The 19,022-nt window shown below is 69.5% G+C and carries 19 protein-coding genes; 9 read left to right on the top strand and 10 right to left on the bottom strand.

Annotated elements, in window-relative coordinates:
- Window positions 1–20: 20 nt before the first annotated feature.
- Complete coding sequence (locus ACGFH6_RS20750; RefSeq protein WP_393386045.1) at window positions 21–1,523, bottom strand: alpha-N-arabinofuranosidase; 1,503 nt, start codon at window positions 1,521–1,523, stop codon at window positions 21–23.
- A gap of 125 nt (window positions 1,524–1,648) precedes the next feature.
- Here ACGFH6_RS20750 and ACGFH6_RS20745 point away from each other — a divergent pair, with 125 nt between their 5' ends.
- Window positions 1,649–2,650, top strand: coding sequence for a LacI family DNA-binding transcriptional regulator (locus ACGFH6_RS20745; protein ID WP_393386043.1), 1,002 nt, complete (start codon window positions 1,649–1,651; stop codon window positions 2,648–2,650).
- Here the strand turns inward: ACGFH6_RS20745 and ACGFH6_RS20740 are convergent, their stop codons facing one another.
- Window positions 2,651–3,796: an FAD-dependent oxidoreductase gene (locus ACGFH6_RS20740; RefSeq protein WP_393386041.1), complete on the bottom strand. Its 1,146-nt coding sequence runs from the start codon at window positions 3,794–3,796 to the stop codon at window positions 2,651–2,653.
- Window positions 3,797–3,890: 94 nt separating this feature from the next.
- On the opposite strand from ACGFH6_RS20740, the gene ACGFH6_RS20735 reads away from it, so the two are divergent.
- Window positions 3,891–4,439, top strand: a complete 549-nt coding sequence (locus ACGFH6_RS20735) for a TetR family transcriptional regulator (RefSeq protein ID WP_393386038.1) — start codon at window positions 3,891–3,893, stop codon at window positions 4,437–4,439.
- Here ACGFH6_RS20735 and ACGFH6_RS20730 read toward each other — a convergent pair.
- The 3 genes from ACGFH6_RS20730 to ACGFH6_RS20720 all read right to left on the bottom strand — a co-directional run bounded on the left by ACGFH6_RS20730 (window position 4,418) and on the right by ACGFH6_RS20720 (window position 8,387).
- Window positions 4,418–5,200 carry a sugar phosphate isomerase/epimerase family protein gene (locus ACGFH6_RS20730; protein ID WP_393386035.1) on the bottom strand — a complete coding sequence of 261 codons (783 nt, stop codon included), beginning with the start codon at window positions 5,198–5,200 and terminating at the stop codon, window positions 4,418–4,420. The two genes, ACGFH6_RS20735 and ACGFH6_RS20730, sit on opposite strands and share 22 nt — an antisense overlap.
- Before the next feature lie 12 nt (window positions 5,201–5,212).
- Complete coding sequence (locus tag ACGFH6_RS20725) at window positions 5,213–7,426, bottom strand: DUF4328 domain-containing protein (RefSeq protein ID WP_393386032.1); 2,214 nt, start codon at window positions 7,424–7,426, stop codon at window positions 5,213–5,215.
- Window positions 7,427–7,661: 235 nt separating this feature from the next.
- Entirely contained in the window at window positions 7,662–8,387 is a 726-nt protein-coding gene (locus ACGFH6_RS20720; RefSeq protein ID WP_393386029.1) for a DUF4328 domain-containing protein, read from the bottom strand.
- Between the two features lie 97 nt (window positions 8,388–8,484).
- Between ACGFH6_RS20720 and ACGFH6_RS20715 the strand changes: the two genes are divergently transcribed.
- Together ACGFH6_RS20715 and ACGFH6_RS20710 are read left to right on the top strand one after the other, a co-directional pair.
- Window positions 8,485–8,982, top strand: a complete 498-nt coding sequence (locus tag ACGFH6_RS20715) for a methylated-DNA--[protein]-cysteine S-methyltransferase (protein WP_393386026.1) — start codon at window positions 8,485–8,487, stop codon at window positions 8,980–8,982.
- Between the two features lie 174 nt (window positions 8,983–9,156).
- Window positions 9,157–9,513 carry a hypothetical protein gene (locus ACGFH6_RS20710; RefSeq protein ID WP_393386023.1) on the top strand — a complete coding sequence of 119 codons (357 nt, stop codon included), beginning with the start codon at window positions 9,157–9,159 and terminating at the stop codon, window positions 9,511–9,513.
- A gap of 85 nt (window positions 9,514–9,598) precedes the next feature.
- On the opposite strand, the gene ACGFH6_RS20705 is transcribed toward ACGFH6_RS20710, so the two are convergent.
- A complete protein-coding gene (locus tag ACGFH6_RS20705; protein WP_393386020.1) occupies window positions 9,599–10,462 on the bottom strand; it encodes a hypothetical protein in 864 nt (287 codons plus the stop codon).
- A 247-nt stretch (window positions 10,463–10,709) separates the two neighbouring features.
- Between ACGFH6_RS20705 and ACGFH6_RS20700 the strand changes: the two genes are divergently transcribed.
- Window positions 10,710–11,252 (top strand): peptidylprolyl isomerase, encoded by a 543-nt coding sequence (locus ACGFH6_RS20700; RefSeq protein WP_131363197.1) that lies wholly within the window; start codon window positions 10,710–10,712, stop codon window positions 11,250–11,252.
- Window positions 11,253–11,315: 63 nt separating this feature from the next.
- Window positions 11,316–12,056, top strand: a complete 741-nt coding sequence (locus ACGFH6_RS20695; RefSeq protein WP_393386017.1) for a rhomboid family intramembrane serine protease — start codon at window positions 11,316–11,318, stop codon at window positions 12,054–12,056.
- Here the strand turns inward: ACGFH6_RS20695 and ACGFH6_RS20690 are convergent.
- Window positions 12,053–12,469 carry a PPOX class F420-dependent oxidoreductase gene (locus ACGFH6_RS20690; protein WP_393386014.1) on the bottom strand — a complete coding sequence of 139 codons (417 nt, stop codon included), beginning with the start codon at window positions 12,467–12,469 and terminating at the stop codon, window positions 12,053–12,055. The genes ACGFH6_RS20695 and ACGFH6_RS20690 overlap by 4 nt on opposite strands.
- 45 nt (window positions 12,470–12,514) lie before the next feature.
- Here ACGFH6_RS20690 and ACGFH6_RS20685 point away from each other — a divergent pair, with 45 nt between their 5' ends.
- Entirely contained in the window at window positions 12,515–13,117 is a 603-nt protein-coding gene (locus ACGFH6_RS20685) for a TetR/AcrR family transcriptional regulator (RefSeq protein WP_393386011.1), read from the top strand.
- Between the two features lie 198 nt (window positions 13,118–13,315).
- On the opposite strand, the gene ACGFH6_RS20680 is transcribed toward ACGFH6_RS20685, so the two are convergent.
- Genes ACGFH6_RS20680 through ACGFH6_RS20670 form a run of 3 tightly spaced genes read right to left on the bottom strand, consistent with a single transcriptional unit; the run spans window position 13,316 to window position 16,652 of the window.
- On the bottom strand, window positions 13,316–14,347 hold the full coding sequence (locus tag ACGFH6_RS20680; RefSeq protein ID WP_393386008.1) for an S-adenosylmethionine:tRNA ribosyltransferase-isomerase: 1,032 nt from the start codon (window positions 14,345–14,347) through the stop codon (window positions 13,316–13,318).
- Window positions 14,344–15,063, bottom strand: coding sequence for an SDR family NAD(P)-dependent oxidoreductase (locus tag ACGFH6_RS20675; protein ID WP_393386005.1), 720 nt, complete (start codon window positions 15,061–15,063; stop codon window positions 14,344–14,346). The genes ACGFH6_RS20680 and ACGFH6_RS20675 overlap by 4 nt, the downstream gene beginning before the upstream one ends.
- A gap of 29 nt (window positions 15,064–15,092) precedes the next feature.
- Window positions 15,093–16,652, bottom strand: a complete 1,560-nt coding sequence (locus tag ACGFH6_RS20670) for an FAD-binding oxidoreductase (RefSeq protein ID WP_393386003.1) — start codon at window positions 16,650–16,652, stop codon at window positions 15,093–15,095.
- Window positions 16,653–16,770: 118 nt separating this feature from the next.
- Between ACGFH6_RS20670 and ACGFH6_RS20665 the strand changes: the two genes are divergently transcribed.
- Together ACGFH6_RS20665 and ACGFH6_RS20660 are read left to right on the top strand one after the other, a co-directional pair.
- Entirely contained in the window at window positions 16,771–17,391 is a 621-nt protein-coding gene (locus ACGFH6_RS20665; RefSeq protein ID WP_393386001.1) for a TetR/AcrR family transcriptional regulator, read from the top strand.
- Entirely contained in the window at window positions 17,388–18,962 is a 1,575-nt protein-coding gene (locus ACGFH6_RS20660; RefSeq protein WP_393385998.1) for a glycerol-3-phosphate dehydrogenase/oxidase, read from the top strand. Before ACGFH6_RS20665 ends, ACGFH6_RS20660 begins: the two co-directional genes overlap by 4 nt.
- The last annotated feature ends 60 nt before the right edge of the window (window positions 18,963–19,022 follow it).

Raw genomic sequence — 19,022 nt, 5'->3', positions numbered from 1 at the left:
GTTCCTCTCTGTTCGGTGCATCAGCCTTCGTCGGTGCGGAGGCGGATCAGGTGCCACGACGCGGGCGGCAGCGTGGCAGTGCAGTTCCCGTCGACGACCTCGGTGCCGTCGACGGACCGGGGCACCACCCGGTCCGGGTCGTCCGCGGTGTTCGCCGCGGCCCGGTCGTCGTCGTACAGGGCCAGGTGCTCGAGCACGCGCAGACCGCGGCCGAGCGGGATCTCCAGGTCGACCTTGTCGGTCTCGCTCCGGTTCACCACGAAGATCGCGGTCTCGCCGGTGTTCTCGTCGTACGTCGCTGTGCTCCACAGTGCCGGTATGCGGCCGAACGCGGCGGTGTCGATGTCCGGTCCGTCGCCGATCGCGGTCTGCAGAACGGTCGGACCGGCGTACCGGGCCGTGAGCGCGAACGGATGGAAGATGGTCTGCCGCCAGGCCCGGCCGTCCGGCTCGGTCCGGATCGGCGCGATCACGTTGACCAGTTGCGCGAGGCAAGCGATCTTCACCCGGTCGGCGTGCCGCAGCAGCGTGATCAGCAGGCTGCCGACCACCACCGCGTCGTCGACGGTGTAGGTGTCCTCGATCAGCGGGCTCACCTCGCGGATGCCGAGGCCGAGCTCGCCGGGGAAGTGCCGCTGGTTCCAGACGTTCCACTCGTCGAACGACAAGGTGATCTCCTTGTCGCTGCGCTTCAGCGCCTTCACGTGGTCGGCGGTCGCGACCACCGCGGAGATCATCCGGTCCATCTCCTCGGCCGCCGCGAGGAAACTGCCCTGATCACCGTCGTGAGGTTCGTAGTACGCGTGCAGGCTGACGTGGTCGACCAGGTCGTAGGTGCGTTCCAGCACGACCCGCTCCCACTCGCCGAACGTCGGCATCCCGGCGTTGCTCGAACCGCAGGCGACCAGTTCGAGACCGGGCTCGACCCGGCGCATCGCATTCGCGGTCTCCTCGGCCAGCCGGGCGTACTCCTCGGCGGTCTTGTGGCCGATCTGCCAGGGGCCGTCCATCTCGTTGCCCAGGCACCACACCTTGATGCCGTACGGCGCCTCGTGGCCGTTGGCGACCCGGCGATCGGGCAGCTCCGTGCCGGCCGTGAGGTTGCAGTACTCCAGCAGCTCGACCGCTTCCCTGATCCCGCGGGTGCCGAGGTTGACCGCCCAGACCGGCTCGACGTCCGCCTTGCCGGCCCAGGCGACGAACTCGTCGGTGCCGAACTGGTTCGGCTCGATCGCCCGCCAGGCCAGGTCGAGCCGGCGCGGCCGCTGGTCCTTCGGTCCGACGCCGTCCTCCCAGTCGTAGTTCGAGACGAAGTTCCCGCCGGGGTAGCGGATCGCGGTGACACCGAGCTCGCGGACCAGCTCCAGCACGTCCTGGCGGAAGCCGTCCGGGTCGGCGGTCGCGTGGCCGGGCTCGTAGATCCCGGTGTAGACGCAGCGGCCCATGTGCTCGACGAACGAGCCGAACAGGCGCCGGTCGAGCGCACCGACCACGAACGCACGATCCACGACAAGACGTGCCACGAGGCCTCCCAGCGAACGTTTACAACGTTTAACGTGGATGTCTACAACGATTGATATCCGGTGTAAAGGGTTCACCCCCCGCAGGCATGGCACACTCAGGCGACAGGTGGTGACAGGAGGTACGGATGGCGACCAGGCTGAGCGACGTGGCGGCACGGGCCGGCGTGTCGGTGAAGACCGTGTCGAACGTCATCAACGACTACCCGCACATCACCGCGCACACCCGGGCCAAGGTCGAGGCCGCGATCGCCGCGCTGGACTACAAGCCGAACGTCAGCGCCCGCTCGCTGCGCAAGGGCCGGTCGGATTTCATCGCCCTGGCCATCCCGGAGATGGCCTCGCCGTACTTCGCCGAGCTCGGCGCGGCGATCAGCCGGGCGGCGAAACGGCGGGGCATCACCGTGCTGATCGATCAGACCGAGGGCGAGGCCGCGGCCGAGAAGCTGGTCCTGGACGGGATGCGCGGGCAACTGATCGACGGCATCGTCTTCTCGCCGATCACCACCGCCCCGGCGAAGATCGGCACGGCCGGTACGGCGAAACCCCTTGTCCTGCTCGGTGAACGGCCCACCGGCGGAACCTTCGACCATGTCGCGGTCGACTCGGTCCAGGCGTCGTACGACGCGACGACGCACCTGATCTCGATCGGCCGGCGGCGGATCGCGGCGATCGGAGTCGGTGGGGGAGCCGGCACCGGAGCGGTCCGGCGGAAGGGATACCGGAAGGCGTTGAAGGCGGCGGGGTTGCCGCACGACCCGGCGCTCGAGCTGGCCGGGACCGGCTATCACCGCGACGACGGCGCGGCCTCGATGCGTGAACTGCTGGCGTTGCCCGAGCGACCGGACGCCGTGTTCTGTTTCAACGACCTGCTCGCGCTCGGCGCGCTGCGGACGCTCGCCGACGCGGGGCTGTCGGTGCCGGACGACGTCGCGGTCGTGGGCTTCGACGACATCGAGGACGGCCGGTACCACTCGCCGTCGCTGACCACGATCTCGCCGGACAAGGAGTGGCTGGCGCGCAACGCGGTCGATCTGCTGCTGGAGCGGATCTCCGGCAGCGGTGAGGCCGCGCGCCGCGACCTCACCGTTCCGTACACGTTGGAGATTCGCGAGTCGACCGCCGGCTGATCAGCGGCCGGGGAAGCCGGCGAGCTGTTTCGCGAAGGCGACCTGGACCTTCTCGCGGCGGCCGGCCAGGCCGAGGATGGCGTTGCGGACCGGGCGCAGCGGGCGCGGGAGGTTGGCCAGCCGGGTCAGCCGGTGGGCCAGCCCGATCACCCGAACGGCCTCGGCACGCGAGTTGGTGGCGTAGGCGTCGAGATCCGACTCGTCGTCGCGGGTCAGCGCGACCGAGAGCGCATCGGCCAGCACCATCGCGTCGCGCAGACCGAGGTTCATGCCCTGACCTCCCGCCGGGCTGTGGGTGTGCGCCGCGTCGCCGGCCAGCAGCACCCGTCCGGCGCGATACTCGTCGGCCACCCGCTCGTGGATCCGGAACCGGGAACCCCAGATCACCTCGGTGACCTTGGGTGCGCTCTTGCGCGGACCACGGCTGACCAGCAACTGCTGCGCGTACGCCGCGTCCGGGTGTTCCGGTGCGTCGCCCACCTCCGCGACCAGCCGGAAGCTGCCGTCCGGCAGCGGCGCGACAACGAGCAGTCCGGCGTGGGAGAAGTACAGCGCGACCTCGTCGACCGGGAGCCCGCCGTCGACGCGGACGTCGACCAGGCTGCAGGACAGCTGCAGTGTGTTGCCCGGCATCCGTAGTCCGGCCAGCTCGCGGATGGTGCTGTTCATGCCGTCGGCGGCAACGACGTACCGCGCCTTGATCACGTCGCCGCTGTCCAGGGTCACCTCGACGCCGTCCGCGGTCTGGGTCAGGCCGGTGGCCGCGTACGGACGCAGTACCGAACCTCCGAGCTCCTCGAGCCGCTCGAGCAGGATCCGCTCGGTGAGGTACTGCGGGAGCATCACGATGAAGGGGTAGTCGGTCGGCAGGTCGCCGAAGCCGACCGGCACGAGCCGCCGGTCACCGTCGCGGACGGCGAAGTCCTCCAACTCCAGGCCGAGCTCGACCAGGCGCTTGGTGACGCCGATCCGATCCAGCATCTCCAACGTCCGCGGGTGGATCACGCAGGCCCGGGAGGTGTTCGCCCCCTCGGCCTGCCGGTCGACCACCACGACCGAGTGCCCCTGCAGCCGCAAGCCGGCCGCCACCGCGAGCCCGACCGGACCCGCACCCACCACCACGACATCCGCACGCTCCGGAGTCATCGTTGCTCCTTCCCGAGATTTATCAACGCTTGTTGACTTTTACTGTAGGAGTGCCGGGAAGAAAAGTCAACAAGTGTTGGCATATGCTGTGGGCATGGCGGAACGGAAGTCGGACCGGACCCGGGCGGCGATCCTCGCGGCGGCCCGGGAGCGCTTCGGCGCGGACGGGTACGAGCGGGCCACGATCCGGGCGATCGCGGCGGACGCGGCGATCGACCCGGCGATGGTGATGCGGTATTTCGGCACCAAGGAGAAGCTGTTCGCGGCGGCAGCCGAGTTCGATCTCCGGCTGCCCGACCTGGGCGATCTGCCACCGGAAGAACTGGGCGACGCGCTGGTGCGGCACTTCGTCACTCGGTGGGAGGGCGACGACACGCTTCGGGCGCTACTGAGGTCATCGGTCACCAACGAGGCCGCGGCCGACCGGATGCGGGACATCTTCACCGCGCAGCTCGCGCCGACGCTGCGCGCGCTCGCGGTCGAGGAACCGGGCGTCCGGGCCGGCCTGGTCGCGAGCCAGACCCTCGGCTTCGCGCTCTGCCGCTACATCCTGGAGATCGCGCCGATCGCCACCATGTCCCACGACGAAGTGGTCGCGTGGCTCGGCCCGACCATCACGCGTTACCTGACCTCGTCACCCTGATCGAGCCAGGCCTGCGTGGCCGGAAGGGCCTCCTCCAGCGGCGGGAGATGCGGGTGCCACTTGAGTTCCCATTCCAGGGACAGCGGGTGGTCCGTGCCGTCGAGGACCTGCAGTAGGTCCCGGATCGGGTAGTCACCGGCGCCCATCGCGACCGGGCGGTAGTCCTGGCTCGAGTCGCTGTCCTTGATCTGCACGAACTCGATCCACGGCTTCAGCAGTTCGAACGCCTCGGCCGGGGTCTCGCCGTGCGACCAGGTGTGCGCGCTGTCCCAGATCACCTTGACGTTGTGGCCGGGGACGTCGGTGTCGAGCAGCGTGCACAACGCGGCCATCTTCCGGCCGGCCGAGTGCGAGTCGTGGGTTTCCAGCAGGATCTGCGAATCCCTCGGAGCGGACGTGACCCGGTCGAGCGCCCGGATCTCGCCGGCGCTGGGGCCGTCCGTCGTACCGCTGTCGACATCGCCGGGGAAGACCCGGACGCCGCGGGCGCCGAGGTCGGCCGCGAGTTCCAGGTGGGCCTCGAGCGGCTGGTCCTCGACCGCGCAGAGCTTGACGTAGCTGCTGACGGCGAGAATCTCCAGGCCCGCGTCCTCGATCCGGGTCCGCAGTTCACGGCGCTGCGACGTACTCAGACCGGTGTTGGTGAACTCGTCCGGCGCGGTCCGCAGCTCCAGGCCGGAATTATCGTTGCCTTTGGCAAGTTCCAGGACGTGGTCGAGTGGTGCTCCGGGGCAGCCGAGCGTGGAGAAGGCGAATCTCATACCGCTATCAGATCAGACCCAGCGCCGCCGCGGGTGAGTGCGTGGCGTGGTGGGCTGGTCAGGCTCCTGCTCCGGCTGCTGGTGCTGCTCGGGGGTGTAGTACGCCTGCTGCTGGTACTCCGACGGCTGCTGCTCGGCCTGCGAGTAGTCCGGGGTGTACGGCGCCCCATAGGACTCCGTCGCGTAGTTCGGGCTGTAGGTCTCGTAGGACTCGGTGCTGCCGCTGTACTCCGTGCTGTACTCCGAGCCGCTGTACGACGTCGGGCTGTAGGAGTCGTACGACGGCGTCTCGTAGCTGTTGCTCGGGTAGTCCGAGTTCGGGCTGCTGTAGCCGTAGTCGGTCGACTCGTAGTTGCCGGTGCTCGTGTACTCCGAGCTGTACGACGAGTAGTCCGAGGTCGGCTCGTACGACGTCTGGTAGCTCGAGGACGAGTCGTCGTACGACGAGCTGTAGTCCGAGGTGTAGCTGGTCTGCTCCGGCGTGTACGTCGGCTCCGGGCTGTAGGACGGCTCGGGCGTGTACGTCGGCTCCGGCGTGTAGGACGGCTCAGGTCCGTACGACGGGACCGGCGGGAGCGGCTTGGACGGGGTCAGGAAGTCGTCCTGTTGCTGCTGCCCGAGGGCGGGTGCCGACGGCTCGTAGTAGCCGGAGGAGGCCGACACGTGCGACGACGGCATCGTGTGCGAGGACGGCGCGTGCACCGAGTGCGAGGTGACCGTCGGCTGCTCGATCGCCGACGGGCTGTCCACCGCGACCCGAGCGGCCCGGCGGCCGGCGCGCGCAACTGGCGCGGGCTCAGGCTCGGGTGCGGGTTCGGCCTCCACCGGGGAGGTCGTCTGGGTGAGGTAGTCCGGAGTGCTGTCGTACGTGTAGGGCTCGGAGTAGTTGGCGGCCCAGGACGGCTCCGGCTGGGCCGGCTGCTGCGGCTGGTAGCTGTACGGGTCGGGCTGCACGACGGTCAGCGGCGGGGTCTCGTCGCGCCAGCTGCTCGGCTGCGAGTCGCCCGACAGCGGGTCGTCGCTGCCGGCGCTCAGGTAGTCGCTCCAGCTCGTCCGCGGACCCGGCTCGGGCTCCGGCTCGTAGCTGGTCTGCTGGGCCTGCTGCTCGTCCCGCCAGGTCTCGACCGCGTTGAACTGCTCGGTGGCCGGGCCGCTGTCGACGTCCTCGTTCTGCCAGCTCTCCACGACCGGGGCGAACGGGCTCCACTTCGGAGCCTCCTCGACGGGCGCGTCACCACCGAACGCGGCGGGCGCTGCCGGACCCGCGGCGAACGGGCTGCCGCCGACCGGGAGGTCGCCCGCGGCCGCACCGTCGCCCGGGAAGCCTGCCGGGGGGACCGGGGACGCCGGAGACGGCGCGAACGGGTTGGCGGCCGGACCGCCACCGGCCATCTGCAGCTCCCGCCGGCGCGCCGCCGGGGGGAGGACCGAGGCCGCGATCGGCTCGGAGATGGCGGGCTGCTCGTCGGTGTCGTCGTTCGCGTACGTCGGCACCGCCATCAGCTTCGGCTCGCGCTGGTCCCACCACGGCACCCACTCGCGGGTGGTCTGCATCGTGTTGATCCGGCGGATCACCATCGTCGCGGCGACCGCCGACACCGCGGTCAGCACCAGCGACGCCGTACCGGCCAGGGCGATGCCGCGCAGCGACCCGACGGTCGCTTCCATCCACATCAGGAACCGGCGGACGACCACGTCGAACGCGAGTGCGCCGATCCAGGCCACCCACCACACGGACGTGAGAGCGGGAGTCCTGAACCGGCGCAGGTCATCGGCGTACACCGGGGTCTTCGGATCGCTCGCCAGCCAGACGTCATCGACGATCTGCTTGGGATACCAGAGGTTCGGTCCGGGACAGAACCAACTGGCCAGCACCCAGCCGTGGCTCCGGCGATGATCGGCCTGGCAGAAGACCTCGGAGTTGACCCGGGCCCGCCACAACCAGATGACGAAGACGACCGCGGCGGCGACGGAGATGATCACGTTCGGGACCGCGGTGACCTTGGCGATCGCGTCGGCGCGGTTCAGGTCGGCGTCATCGACGTTCGGCATCCCGCCGAGGTAGCGATGGACGACGCTGTAGGTGTTCCAGTCCGACCAGGTGGAGAGCAGGTGGGTGATCGTGGATGCACCGAGCAACCCGATGGCGAGCTTGCCGACCGTCCCTACGTGCTGGAACTCCTCGGCTGCGTGCGGCTGCCAATCTTCCTGATCTGGGGAGGACAAGACAAGGACTGCTGGCTGCGGGTGGCTCACGTCGTGCGTCCCTCGCGTTGCTGGAACTCCGTCTGTTCGGCGTCTCGGCCAAATCCTGCCCCCGCATGACCGAGCCACATTGATACCACGAAGTAGGTACGCGTGTGCAGTCGGTCCCAGCACAGAGGGTATCGACTTAACGTGTTCTTTTCGTGCGCCCATCACCTCTTGTAACGAGGCATTGGACCCTGCGTGACGGTTTGGTTTACCGCGCAGGAGGTTGGAAGCCGGTCTGCTGCTGGCCGGAGGCCCACCACGGCACCCACGGCCGCTGCGTCTGCAGCGCGTCGATCCGCTGGATCAGGAGCACCCCGAGAACGGCGGCCGCGGTCGTGAACAGGGCAGAGATGCTGGACAGGATCACGTTCGTCCGCAGCTGCCCGACCTCGGTCGCGCCGCCGAGCACGCCGCGCTGCACCACGTTGCCGGTCACCAGTCCGGCCACCCAGGTCAGCCACCAGGCCCACACCAACTGGGTGCCGGGAATGCTCTTCAGCGAGACGGTCTGCGGCGGGGTCCGCGGATCGCTGGCGGCGACGATGTCGTCGACGACCTGCTTGGGGTACCAGAGATTCACCACCGGGCAGATCCAGCTGCCGAGCACCCAGCCCCGGGTGAACCGGTGCTCGCCGCGGCAGAACATCTCCGCGTTCCACCGGACCCGCCACAGCCAGACGATGAACACCGCCGCGGCCGCCAGCAGCGCCAGCGCCGCGACGATGCCGAGCGAACCGGAGACCAGGTCGGCCTCGGCCAGCTGATCGGGGTCGTCGCCGTACTTCTTCAGCGTCTGGAACGAGTACCAGTCGGACCAGGCGGTGGCCCAGGTGGTCGCCGTGACCACACCGATCAGGATCGACGCGGCCAGCCCCATCGCGCGCTCTGAGCTGAACCAGCGGTCCAGCGGCGGCTGCTGCGCCTGGCTCGGCATGGATCAGAAATAGCACAACACCGCGTGACCGGGCGAGGACATCAGGTCGCGAACCCGCTGGTGTCGGTATCCGTCGCAATTCCGCCGGAATCTGTCGGTGCCCGGCGCGAAGATGATCGGTATGCGCTGGTCCGTGGTCGACTCACCCATCGGCGACCTGTCCCTGGCCGTCGACGAGACCGGGCTGTGCCGGCTGCACTTCGGTCGCGCCGACCGGCCGCTCGAGACCGATCCGCTGCTGACCGAGACCCAGGAGCAGTTGAAGGCGTACTTCGCCGGCGAACTGCAGGAGTTCACCGTGCCGCTCTCGGTCCGCGGCGGCTCCGAGTTCGAGCGCGCCGTCTGGGCGCAGCTCCGCCGGATCCCCTACGGGGAGATGCAGACATACGGCGAGGTCGCCAAGATCGTCGGGGACGCGGGAGCCGCCCGGGCCGTCGGCACCGCCTGCAACCGGAACCCGATCGCCGTCGTGGTGCCCTGCCACCGGGTCGTCGGCGCCGGCGGCAAGATGGTCGGCTTCGGCGGCGGGATCCCGCTCAAACGCCACCTGCTCGAGCTCGAGGCGCGGATCACTCTCGAGACGCTGTGGACCTGACGATCAGGCACACACCCGGCACGCTGCGAAACCTGACGAAGATCTGACACCGGGCGACGCGTGCGAAAGCGCGGTAAGGACTACTGGAGGACTACCGTTGCTAACAGCGATCGGATCGTCACGCTTGAAGCGAGCGATTCAGTCGTCACCAACCCTGCCCCGGAAGACGCATAGATGACCAAAACCCGCTCCACCGCACACCTCCACCCCGACCTGAGCGCACTGATGGACAAGAGTGCCGAGGAGTGGTCCGCGCCTGAGATCCAGAACGCGGCCCGCTCGGCCCTGCAACTGCACGCCCCCGACCGCGAACCACTGACCTGGGTCAAGCGCTTCGGCGTCCTGCCCTGGCTGCACCGCAACGATGCCGTCTGCCTGCACTGCGGCGGCACCTACCCGTGCATCACGCACCGCTATGCCACCCAGCTCCTGTCGGCCGGCCGCTACACCATGACCAAGCCGGACCACGACGACGAGCACGACGAGCATGGCGACCAGCACGACGACGACCAGGATCCGCGACCGAACTGACGCCGTACGCGCAAGGCGCCGTCAGCAAACGAAGGCCGCGAACCCCAGCCGGGGATCGCGGCCTTCGCCGTTGCGGTGTGTCGGGTCAGGAGTCGGACGGCTTCGGGTTGCTCGTCTTCCGCGGAGCGGCCGTCTTCTTCGTGGTGCCGTTGGCCGCTGCGTTCACCTCGGTGTCGTCGGTCTTCGCCTCAGCCGGCTTGGCGGGCTCCGGCTTCGACTCGGCCTTCGGACCGTCGGTCTTCGGCGACTCGGCCTTGGTCGTGTCCGTCCCGGTCGTGTCCGTCCTCGTCGAGTCCGTCCCGGTCGTGTCCGTCTTGGCCGTGTCCGTCTTGCCGTTCGAGGACGCGGCGGTGTCCGGACGGGACGTCGTACCGGCCGGGGCGGAGCTGTAGTCGCGGCCGCTGGTCGGGGTCGACTGCCAGGCCGGCTCCGGCGGGGTCAGCAGCTTCTTCACGGCCGCCGCCGCCAGGGCCCCGAAGCCCAGGAACAGCACGACCTTGCGGAGCCTGTGGCTCTTCTTCTTCGGCGCGTCGATCTCACCGTTGAGCGCGGCCTTGGTGGCCCTGCCCCGGCGTGAGGTCTCCTGCACGACCGGCTCGGCCGCGGCCGCCAGCGACGCCAGTGCGGCGGTCACCTTCGGCAGCACGTCGTCGTTGAACCGCTCGCGCGCCCGCTCGGCGGCCTGCTCGGTGGCCGGGCCGACCTTGGCCAGCGCGTCGTCGATCATCGGGCTGGCCTTCTCCACCGCGACTCCGGCGTAGTGGGCGCCGCGCTCGACGGCCTTCTCGGCGTACGGCGACACCTTCTCCCGTGCGGTGCCGACAGCCGGCCCGAGGTGCTCGCGGACCTGGCCGACAGCCGGCCCGATCTTCTCCGACGCCGACTCGGCGAGTGGCTTGACCCGGTCCTTCGCGGTCTCCACCCTGCCCTTGGTCTTCCTCGAACCCACGATTCCCTCCTCGGTGCCGTCCGTCCCGGACGGCGTTCCGGCCCATCGGCGACATGGACGCTGTGCTGGTACGGATCTGGACATTTCCGCTCTGGTTTGCATCGTACGACGTACTCAGCCGACAAACCGGCCTACTGGTACCCACTACCGGCCGGTTCGATCACACTCCGGCCAGCCGCTCCGCCTCCGGTTGGACTCACATGACAGGATCGAGGGGTAAGCCGTTTCTGATGAGGAGTGAACACCCGTGGCCGAAGAGCTGTACGCGACCCTGCAGACGACGAAGGGTGACGTCGTCATCAGGCTGTTCCCCAACCACGCGCCGAAGACGGTCAGCAACTTCGTCGGCCTGGCCGAGGGCACCAAGGAATGGACCGACCCGCAGACCGGCGCGCCGAGCACCGCGCGGTTCTACGACGGCCTGACCTTCCACCGGGTGATCGACGGATTCATGATCCAGGGCGGCTGCCCGCTCGGCACCGGCACCGGCTCGCCGGGGTACTCGTTCGACGACGAGATCCACCCGGAGCTGCAGTTCGACCGGCCGTACCTGCTCGCGATGGCGAACGCCGGTATCCAGTTCGGCCGCGGCACCAACGGCTCGCAGTTCTTCGTGACCGTGGTCCCGACGCCGCACCTGAACCGCAAGCACACGATCTTCGGCGAGGTCGCCGACGACGAGTCGAAGAAGGTCGTCGACGCGATCGCGACCGCGAAGACCGCACCCGGCGACCGGCCGATCGAGCCGATCGTGATCAACAGCGTCACCATCGAACGCAAGAACGCCTGATTTCCGCGCGGGGCCGAGCCGGCGTGCCCGGCCCCGCGCGCCTCTTGGGAGGAACCCACCCGCGTGACCGAGACCGTTTGCTACCGGCACCCGGATCGGCCCGCCGGGGTCCGGTGCCAGCGCTGTGACCGGCCGATCTGCCCGCAGTGCATGAACAGCGCCGCCGTCGGCTTCCAGTGCCCGAGTTGCTTCAACGAAGGCGTGAAGTCGGTCCCGCGCACCCGGACGTCACTCGGCGGCGTCGCCCGCATCAACGGCCAGATCGTCACGATCGTGATCCTGGCCCTCAACGTACTGGTGTTCATCGCCGTGCGCACCGGCAGCAGCCGGGTCGTCAACGACCTGGTGCTGGTCCCGTTCCTGGTGGATTCCGAGCCGTGGCGGCTGCTCACGTCGGCCTTCACCCACGTGCAGATCTTCCACATCTTCTCGAACCTGTTCATGCTCTACCAGCTCGGTCCGCCACTGGAGCAGATGCTCGGCCGGCTCCGGTTCTCGATCCTCTACGTACTGTCCGCCCTCGGCGGCAGCGTGGCGGTGTGGATGCTGGCCTCCCCGGTCTCCGCGACGCTCGGTGCGTCCGGCGCCGTACTGGGTCTCGTCGGCGCGATGCTGGTGATCAGCCGGGCCCGCAACCTCGACGTCACCTGGATCATCGCCTACGTGGCGATCACGGCGGTCATCTCGTTCGCGATCCCGAACATCTCCTGGGAAGGCCACCTCGGCGGGTTCGTCACCGGCGCGGCCGTCGCGTGGATCTTCCTGCAGATGAGCAAACACCGCCGCAGCAAAGCCCGGACCTAGACCGCGGTGTGGTCGGTCCGGCGCGGGCCGAACTCCTCCTGGTCGTGGTCGACCGGGCGGCCGTCGAGGTGCCAGCTCCAGGTGGTCGTCGGCGTGATCCGCAGGTACGTGCCGTCGCCGAAACGACCGTCGCGGGTGACGACCTCGGCCGTGCCGTAGACGCGGAGGAAGCGCGGCGACCACGGGTTGGTCGAGACCAGGTCGTCGATGACCAGCGCCACCTGTTCGTGGCCGGCTTCGACGTTGCGGACCTTGCGCGTCCTCGCCGGGTCGACCCCGCCGACGTAGAAGTAGCGGCCGTCGTACTCGAAGCCGACCGGAACCACGTCCGGCTGGCCGTCGGGGCCGACGGTGGCGAGCCGGGCCAGTGGCTGGGACTTCAGGTACGCCAGTTCTTCTGTCGTGAATGCCATACCTGTTAAAGTACAACGGTCGTTGTAACTACGCCAGGAGACGCCATGGCACGGGCCGGGAAGCGGCAGGAGGTGCTGGCCGGCGCGTTGACCGTGTTCGCGCGGGACGGGTACGCGCGGGCGAGCATCGACGTCATCGCGGCCGAGGCGTGCGTCTCGAGCCGCACGCTCTACAACCACTTCGGCGACAAGGCCGGGCTCTTCCGGGCGGTCATCCAGGAGAGCGCGACGCGGGTCGCCGCCGCCCAGCTCGAGATCATCGAGCAGCACCTCGGTCACGTCACCGACCTCGAGGCCGACCTGGTTGCCTTTGGCATCCACTGGCGTACGCCGATGCCGGACTACGCCGAGCACTCGGCACTGGTCCGCCAGGTCAACGCCGAGGCCGGCCACATCCCCCAGGAGGCCGTCGACGCCTGGCAGGACGCCGGGCCTCTCGCCGTACGACGTGCTCTCGCCGAGCGACTGGCCGCCTTCGCAGCCGATGGACTACTGCGGATCGACGACCCGATGCGGGCGGCTCTGCACTTCTCCCTCCTCATCTCCGGCGCGAATCCGTCATACCGCGGCGGACCGATGACGCCGGACGAGATCACCGAGGCCGTCACCACCGGCGTCCACGCCTTCCTGCACGGGTACGCCGGCTGACCCGTTCAATCCGCAACTAATCGGCCTAGGCCACAACTTTCCTTCGGTTCGATGAATCCGGATGACAGACGGGCCCGGATGCTCGTCTAATCAGGTGACGTCCCGACGGGGGACCACATCGGTAAGGACATCCACATGAGCCCACGCGCAGTGGACAAACGGGCCCGCCCGGGCAACGAGCGGTATCTGCCGCCGCCGTCAACGCAGCAGCAGGCAAACGTCGCCGAACTCGTGCCAGAGGTAGTGCTCGTTCAGGGCGGCGGTGTAGGCACGCTGGACGGCGTCGGGGCCGGCGACCGACTCCAGCAGGAGCAGATGCGAGGCCTCCGGGGCGTGCATCCCCGTGATCAGGCCGTCGACGACGCGGGACGGGTGATCCGGGCCGAGGACAAGATCCGTCCAGCCGTGTGACCGGGTGACTGTGCCGTCGGAGGTGACGGCTGACTCGATGGCTCGGACCGCGGTCGTGCCGACGGCGATCACACGACCGCCGTTGGCCCTGACCCAGTTGACGAGACGGGCGGTGTGCTCGGGTACGTCGTACCGCTCGGGCAGCGGAGGTTCGTGGCTCTCCAGGGACGAGACACCGCAGTGCAACAGGATCGGTGCGATCAGGACGCCCTGCGCTGCCAGGTGGCTCACCAGCTCGAAGCTGAACGGCCTTGCAGCGCTGGGCATCTCCGCACTACCGGGCTCACGGGCGAAGACAGTCTGGTACGACGCCAGCGGCCAGCGTCGCCCAACATAGCTGTAGGTGATCGGCCGGCCGTGACGAGCCAGATAGCCGAGCACATCGGGCACCGGCGGCTTGGCACGCCACAGACGGTTGGACTCCGATTGGTACGGCGCCAGCAGCGTCAGCACGCCCTCGGGCATCTCCACCTGGTCGCCCGCCGTACCTCCGAGCATCGGCGAGCGGGCGTTGCGCAGTTCGACGACCCAGGTGCCGTCGTCGAGCGCAGTGGAGAAATGCACGACGACAGGGGCCACACCGGCGCCGGTGATCCACGAGCCGTCCACCGCCGCGGGCAGTGTGCCGGAAGTGTTCACCAGCAGCAGGTCACCCGGCCGCAGATGTTCACCGATCCGGTCGAACCGGGTGTGCGTGATGGTCGACCCCTCCGCGACCAGCAGCTTCACCTGATCCCGCGAGAGCCCTCTGGCCTCGGGTGGTTCGGAAGCGTTCAGCGCATCGGGCAGGACGAATCGGGTCTGTGGATGGACCGTCACGGCGCCACCGCCGCGGCGAAGTCGGCTGCTCGGTAGCGACCACTCGCCGGCCGGCTGTCCAGCAGTCGCAGGAACGCCGGTACGACGGTCGCCGGCTCAGGCCGGTCCGAGATGTCCTCACCGGGGAACGCGGCTTGGTGCATCGCCGTCCGGAGGTCGCCCGGATCGACGGCGTACACAGCCAGCGAAGGGTGCTCGGCGGCCAGCACTCGGCTGGCGTGGTCGAGTGCGGCTTTGGCCGAGCCGTAGCCGCCCCAGCCTTCGTACGCCTCGACCGCGGCGTCGGAGCTGATGTTGAGCACCACACCGGATGCTGTGGTGAGTGCAGGCAGCAAAGCCTGGGCCAGTGCGATCGGCGCGACCACGTCGACCTCGTAGACGCGGCGCAGTTCGTCGAGGTCCGCGGCGCCCAACTGCTGCAGGGGACTCGGGCCGAGGTAGCTGGCGTTGTTGACCAGTAGGTCGAGGCGGCCGAGCTCGCTGACGGCATCGACCAGGTCGGCACGGTGTTCGGGGTCGGTGACGTCGCCCGCGAGCGGGACCACGTCGGTGCGGCCGGCCAGCGCGTCGGCCGCGTCCTTGAGGGCGTCGGCGCCGCGGGCGTCGATGACCAGCGCCCAGCCGCGGTCGGCCAGGCCGTGCGCCAGCGCGAGTCCGAGGCCGGCGGACGCGCCGGTGACGAGAGCGACAGGACGGTTGGCGGATTCAGGTGTCATGTCCGTCACTGTCATACTTCAAGTCGACTTCAGGTCAAGAGGATCCCCGGGCTGAGAATGTGGCCGGGGTCGAGCACGTGCTTGACGGCCTGGAGAGCTTCGACCGCCAGCGGGCCGATCTCGTCCGCGTACGCCTCACGATGGTCGGTGCCCACACCGTGGTGGTGGCTGATCGTGCCGCCGGCCACCGCGATCGCCTGGCTTGCCGCGGCTTTCGCCGTACGCCATTGGCCGACGGGATCGCCGGCCTGCGCGGAGATGACAGTGAAGTAGAGGGAGGCCCCTGTTTCGTAGACATGCGAGACATGGCACAGCACGAGCGGCGGAGTGCCTTGGTCGGTCAGTGACCTCACGAGTGCCTCGGTCACGGCGGCCTTCAGTGCAGGCACCTTCGACCAGAAGGCGGCCGTCTCGAGCGTCTCGACCAACGCACCTTCGTCCAGCAAGGGATCCCGCAGGTACGGCGCCCGGTAGCGGCCGACCCGCCAGGTCTCGCCAGGCCCTTCGCCGACGTTCTGCCCACCGGCTGCGGTCAGCACAGCTGCCGTCGCCTGTTGGTACGGACCGTCGAACCCGACGATCGCCAGTACGCCGCCCGTCCCGCCACCGAGCACATCCGGATCCGCCAGGTTCACCGCGGTCTCCGCTTCGTCGGACAACCGCAGTACGGTCGGCAACGGCCCGTCCTGCGCCAGCCGTCTGATCGCGGTCAGCCCCGCCTCGAAGTTCTCGAACCGCCAGCCCTCGAAGTGCCGCTCGGTGGGCCGCGGCCGGATCCGTACGACGACCGACGTGATGATCCCGAACGCGCCTTCGGACCCGAGCACCAACTGACGCAGATCCGGACCGGCCGCGGACATCGGCGCCCGGCCGAGTTCCACGGTCCCGCGCGGAGTCGCCAGCGTCAGCCCGACAACCATCTGATCGAACCGCCCGTACCCGGCCGAGGACTGCCCACTCGACCGCGCGGCCGCATAGCCGCCGATGCTCGCGCCCTCGTAGGACTGTGGAAAGTGGCCCAGGGTGTAGCCGCGGGCGGCGAGCAGCGCCTCCGCCGCCGGACCTCGTACGCCGGCCTGCAGCGTGGCGGTGCGCGACACCTCGTCGATCTCGACCAGTTGGTCCAGCCGCCGCAGGTCCACGGTGACGAACCGCCGCGACGCCGCCAGCCCGCCCACCACCGACGTACCGCCGGAGTACGGCACCACCGCCAGGTCGTGGCCCGAGCAAGCCGCCAGCACTGCCATCACCTCGTCGTGGCTCCCTGGGTACACCACCGCGTCCGGCATGTCCGACGTGTCGCCGGCGCGGTGCCGCAGCAGGTCCGGAGTCGAGTAGCCGCGCGTGTGCGCCCACCGGGAGTCCAGGTCGGTCGTGACGTGCTCCGCTCCGACCACTCCGGCCAGGAAGCTCAGCTGTGTGGCCGTCAGCCCAGGCCGGTCCACCGGGTCCACGGGACCTGTGGCGGGCCGTCGTACGCCGAGATGCTTCAACGCCTCCACGGCCGCGGCGGGCAGGTCGACGGGGTGGGCTGGATCGCCCCAGCGTCCCGGCGTGAGTTGCACAACAGGGAGGTCCGATTCGGTCAAGGTGGGCTCCCTTTCGGTGCACCTGCGAGGTAGCGTCCGTGGGAGGTGGAACCCCCTGGCTCCCACCTCCCACGGACAGTTCCAGGACGGCAGAGTCGCTGATACACTCTGACGTGTGATGTCTCAGCGTAGCAGCGACCACGAGCCGGAGACCAGCGCGCGTCCGGCGCCCGCGAACGCGATCGGCGAGGAACGGATTCTGGACGCGGCCTACGAGCTGCTGCTGGCGATCGGGATGCGCCGGATGACGATGGCCGACATCGCCCGGCACGCCGAGGTTTCCCGCGCCACGCTCTACCGCCGCTGGCCGAACGTGCAGGCCGTGGTCGCAGCTCTGATGACCCGGGAGTGGACCACCGCGCTGATGTCGGCGTTCCAGCCGGACGCGGCCGACGGCCGGTCCCGGCTGGTCGAGGGCGTGGTCGAGGTGGTCGCGAAGACCCGGGTGCACCCGCTGATGCGCAAGATCATCGAGCTCGACCCCGAGTTCCTCACGCCGTACCTGCTCGAGCGCCGTGGCAGCAGCACGGTCGCGCACCTGGCGCTGGTCGAGGAGGGCATCAAGGCCGGGCAGGCGGACGGCTCGATCCGGACCGGCGACCCGATGTGGCTGGCCCGGCAGATCATCCTGGTCTCGCTGGCCTCGGCGGTGTCCGGGCCGGTGATGGCCGCGAAGGACGAGTACCCGATGCTCGACGAGCAGCTCCGGGAGATGCTCACCAGGTACCTGGCGCCATGATCGACCGGGGCGGCGGGGCGGGGAAGGCCTTCACGACCGTGGGCAACGCCGGCCTGAACGCGGCTCGCCGCGCCCGCGAACTGGACTGGCTGGAGACGACCGGCAAGGTCGACGTGCTGGTCATCGGCGGCGGGGTCACCGGTGCCGGCGTCGCCCTGGACGCGGCCGCCCGCGGACTGTCCGTCGCCCTGGTGGAGAAGCACGACCTGGCGTTCGGCACCAGCCGGTGGAGCTCGAAGCTGGTGCATGGCGGGCTGCGCTACCTGGTGTCGGGCCACGTCGGCATCGCGTACGAGAGCGCGGTCGAGCGCGGCATCCTGATGAAGACGACCGCGCCGCATCTGGTCCATCCGGTCCCGCAGGTCGCACCGTGGTTGCCGCAGGCAAAGTTCGCGCAGGCGGCGTTGCTGCGCGGCGCGTTCCTCGGCGGCGACATCCTGCGCACGTTCGCACGGACCAGCGACGACTACCTGCCGCACTCGCGCCGGGTCAGCTCGGCGGAGATCCTGCGGTACGCACCGACACTGCGGCCGGACGGCATGCGCGGCGGCTTCCTGACCTGGGACGGGCAGTTGTACGACGACGCGCGGTTGGTGATCGCGATCGCGCGGACAGCGGCGCAGTACGGCGCTCGCGTGCTCACCCGGGTCGCGGCCACCGAGGTGACCGGACGTGGCGCCGTACTGGTCGACCAGTTGACCGGGCACCGGCTGCAGGTGGACGCGTCGGCGGTGATCAACGCAACCGGGATCTGGGCCGATCAGGTCGCCTCCGGCATCAAACTGCGCCCGAGCCGGGGGACGCATCTGGTCTTCCCGCAGTCCGCGTTCGGCGGCCTGTCCGCCGTCCTGACCGTGCCGGTGCCGGGTCAGTTGCGCCGGGTCGTGATGGCGATCCCGGCGCCGGACGACCGGGTGTACGTCGGGCTGACCGACGAGGACGCGCCCGGTCCGGTGAGCGACGTACCACGGGCGACCGAGGGGGAGATCGACTTCCTGCTGGACACCATCAGCCATGCGGTGCAGACGCCGCTGACGCGGGCCGACCTGCTCGGGACGTACGCCGGACTCCGGCCGCTGCTCGACACCGGGCACCACAACGGCGAGCACAAGACCGCGGACATCTCCCGCCGGCACGCGGTGATCACCGGTGCGGACGGACTGGTGACGATCGTCGGCGGGAAGCTCACGACGTACCGGCGGATGGCGCAGGACGCGCTCGACACGGCGCTCGACCGGTCCGATCTCGCGGTACGACGGCCGTGCCTGACGCACCGGATCCCGCTGGTGGGGGCGGCCGACCGGGTCCGGTTGGCCGCCGTACGAGCACCGTCGCGGTTCGTCCAGCGGTACGGCGTGGAGGCACCGGAGGTGATCGCGGGGGCGCCGACCATGTTGGAGCCGATCGCACCGGGGCTGCGGACGACGTACGCCGAGTTGCTGTTCGCGGTTCGGCATGAGGGGGCGCTGACGGAGGACGACGTACTGGACCGGAGGACGCGGATCGGGCTGTCCGCGGCGGACCGGGAGCTTGCGCTGCCCGCGGTCCGGGAGGCGTTCGCGGCGGTCTGACGTCGTCTCTGGACGCGACAGGTTGAACGCTCCCGCCGCTGGGTTAGCTTGGCTGGGGGA

Origin of the sequence: Kribbella sp. NPDC049227, from assembly GCF_043197265.1 — a bacterium.
Classification (GTDB): domain Bacteria; phylum Actinomycetota; class Actinomycetes; order Propionibacteriales; family Kribbellaceae; genus Kribbella.
Note: the sequence above shows the minus strand (reverse complement) of the source record. Positions and strands in the feature narration are given on the sequence as shown.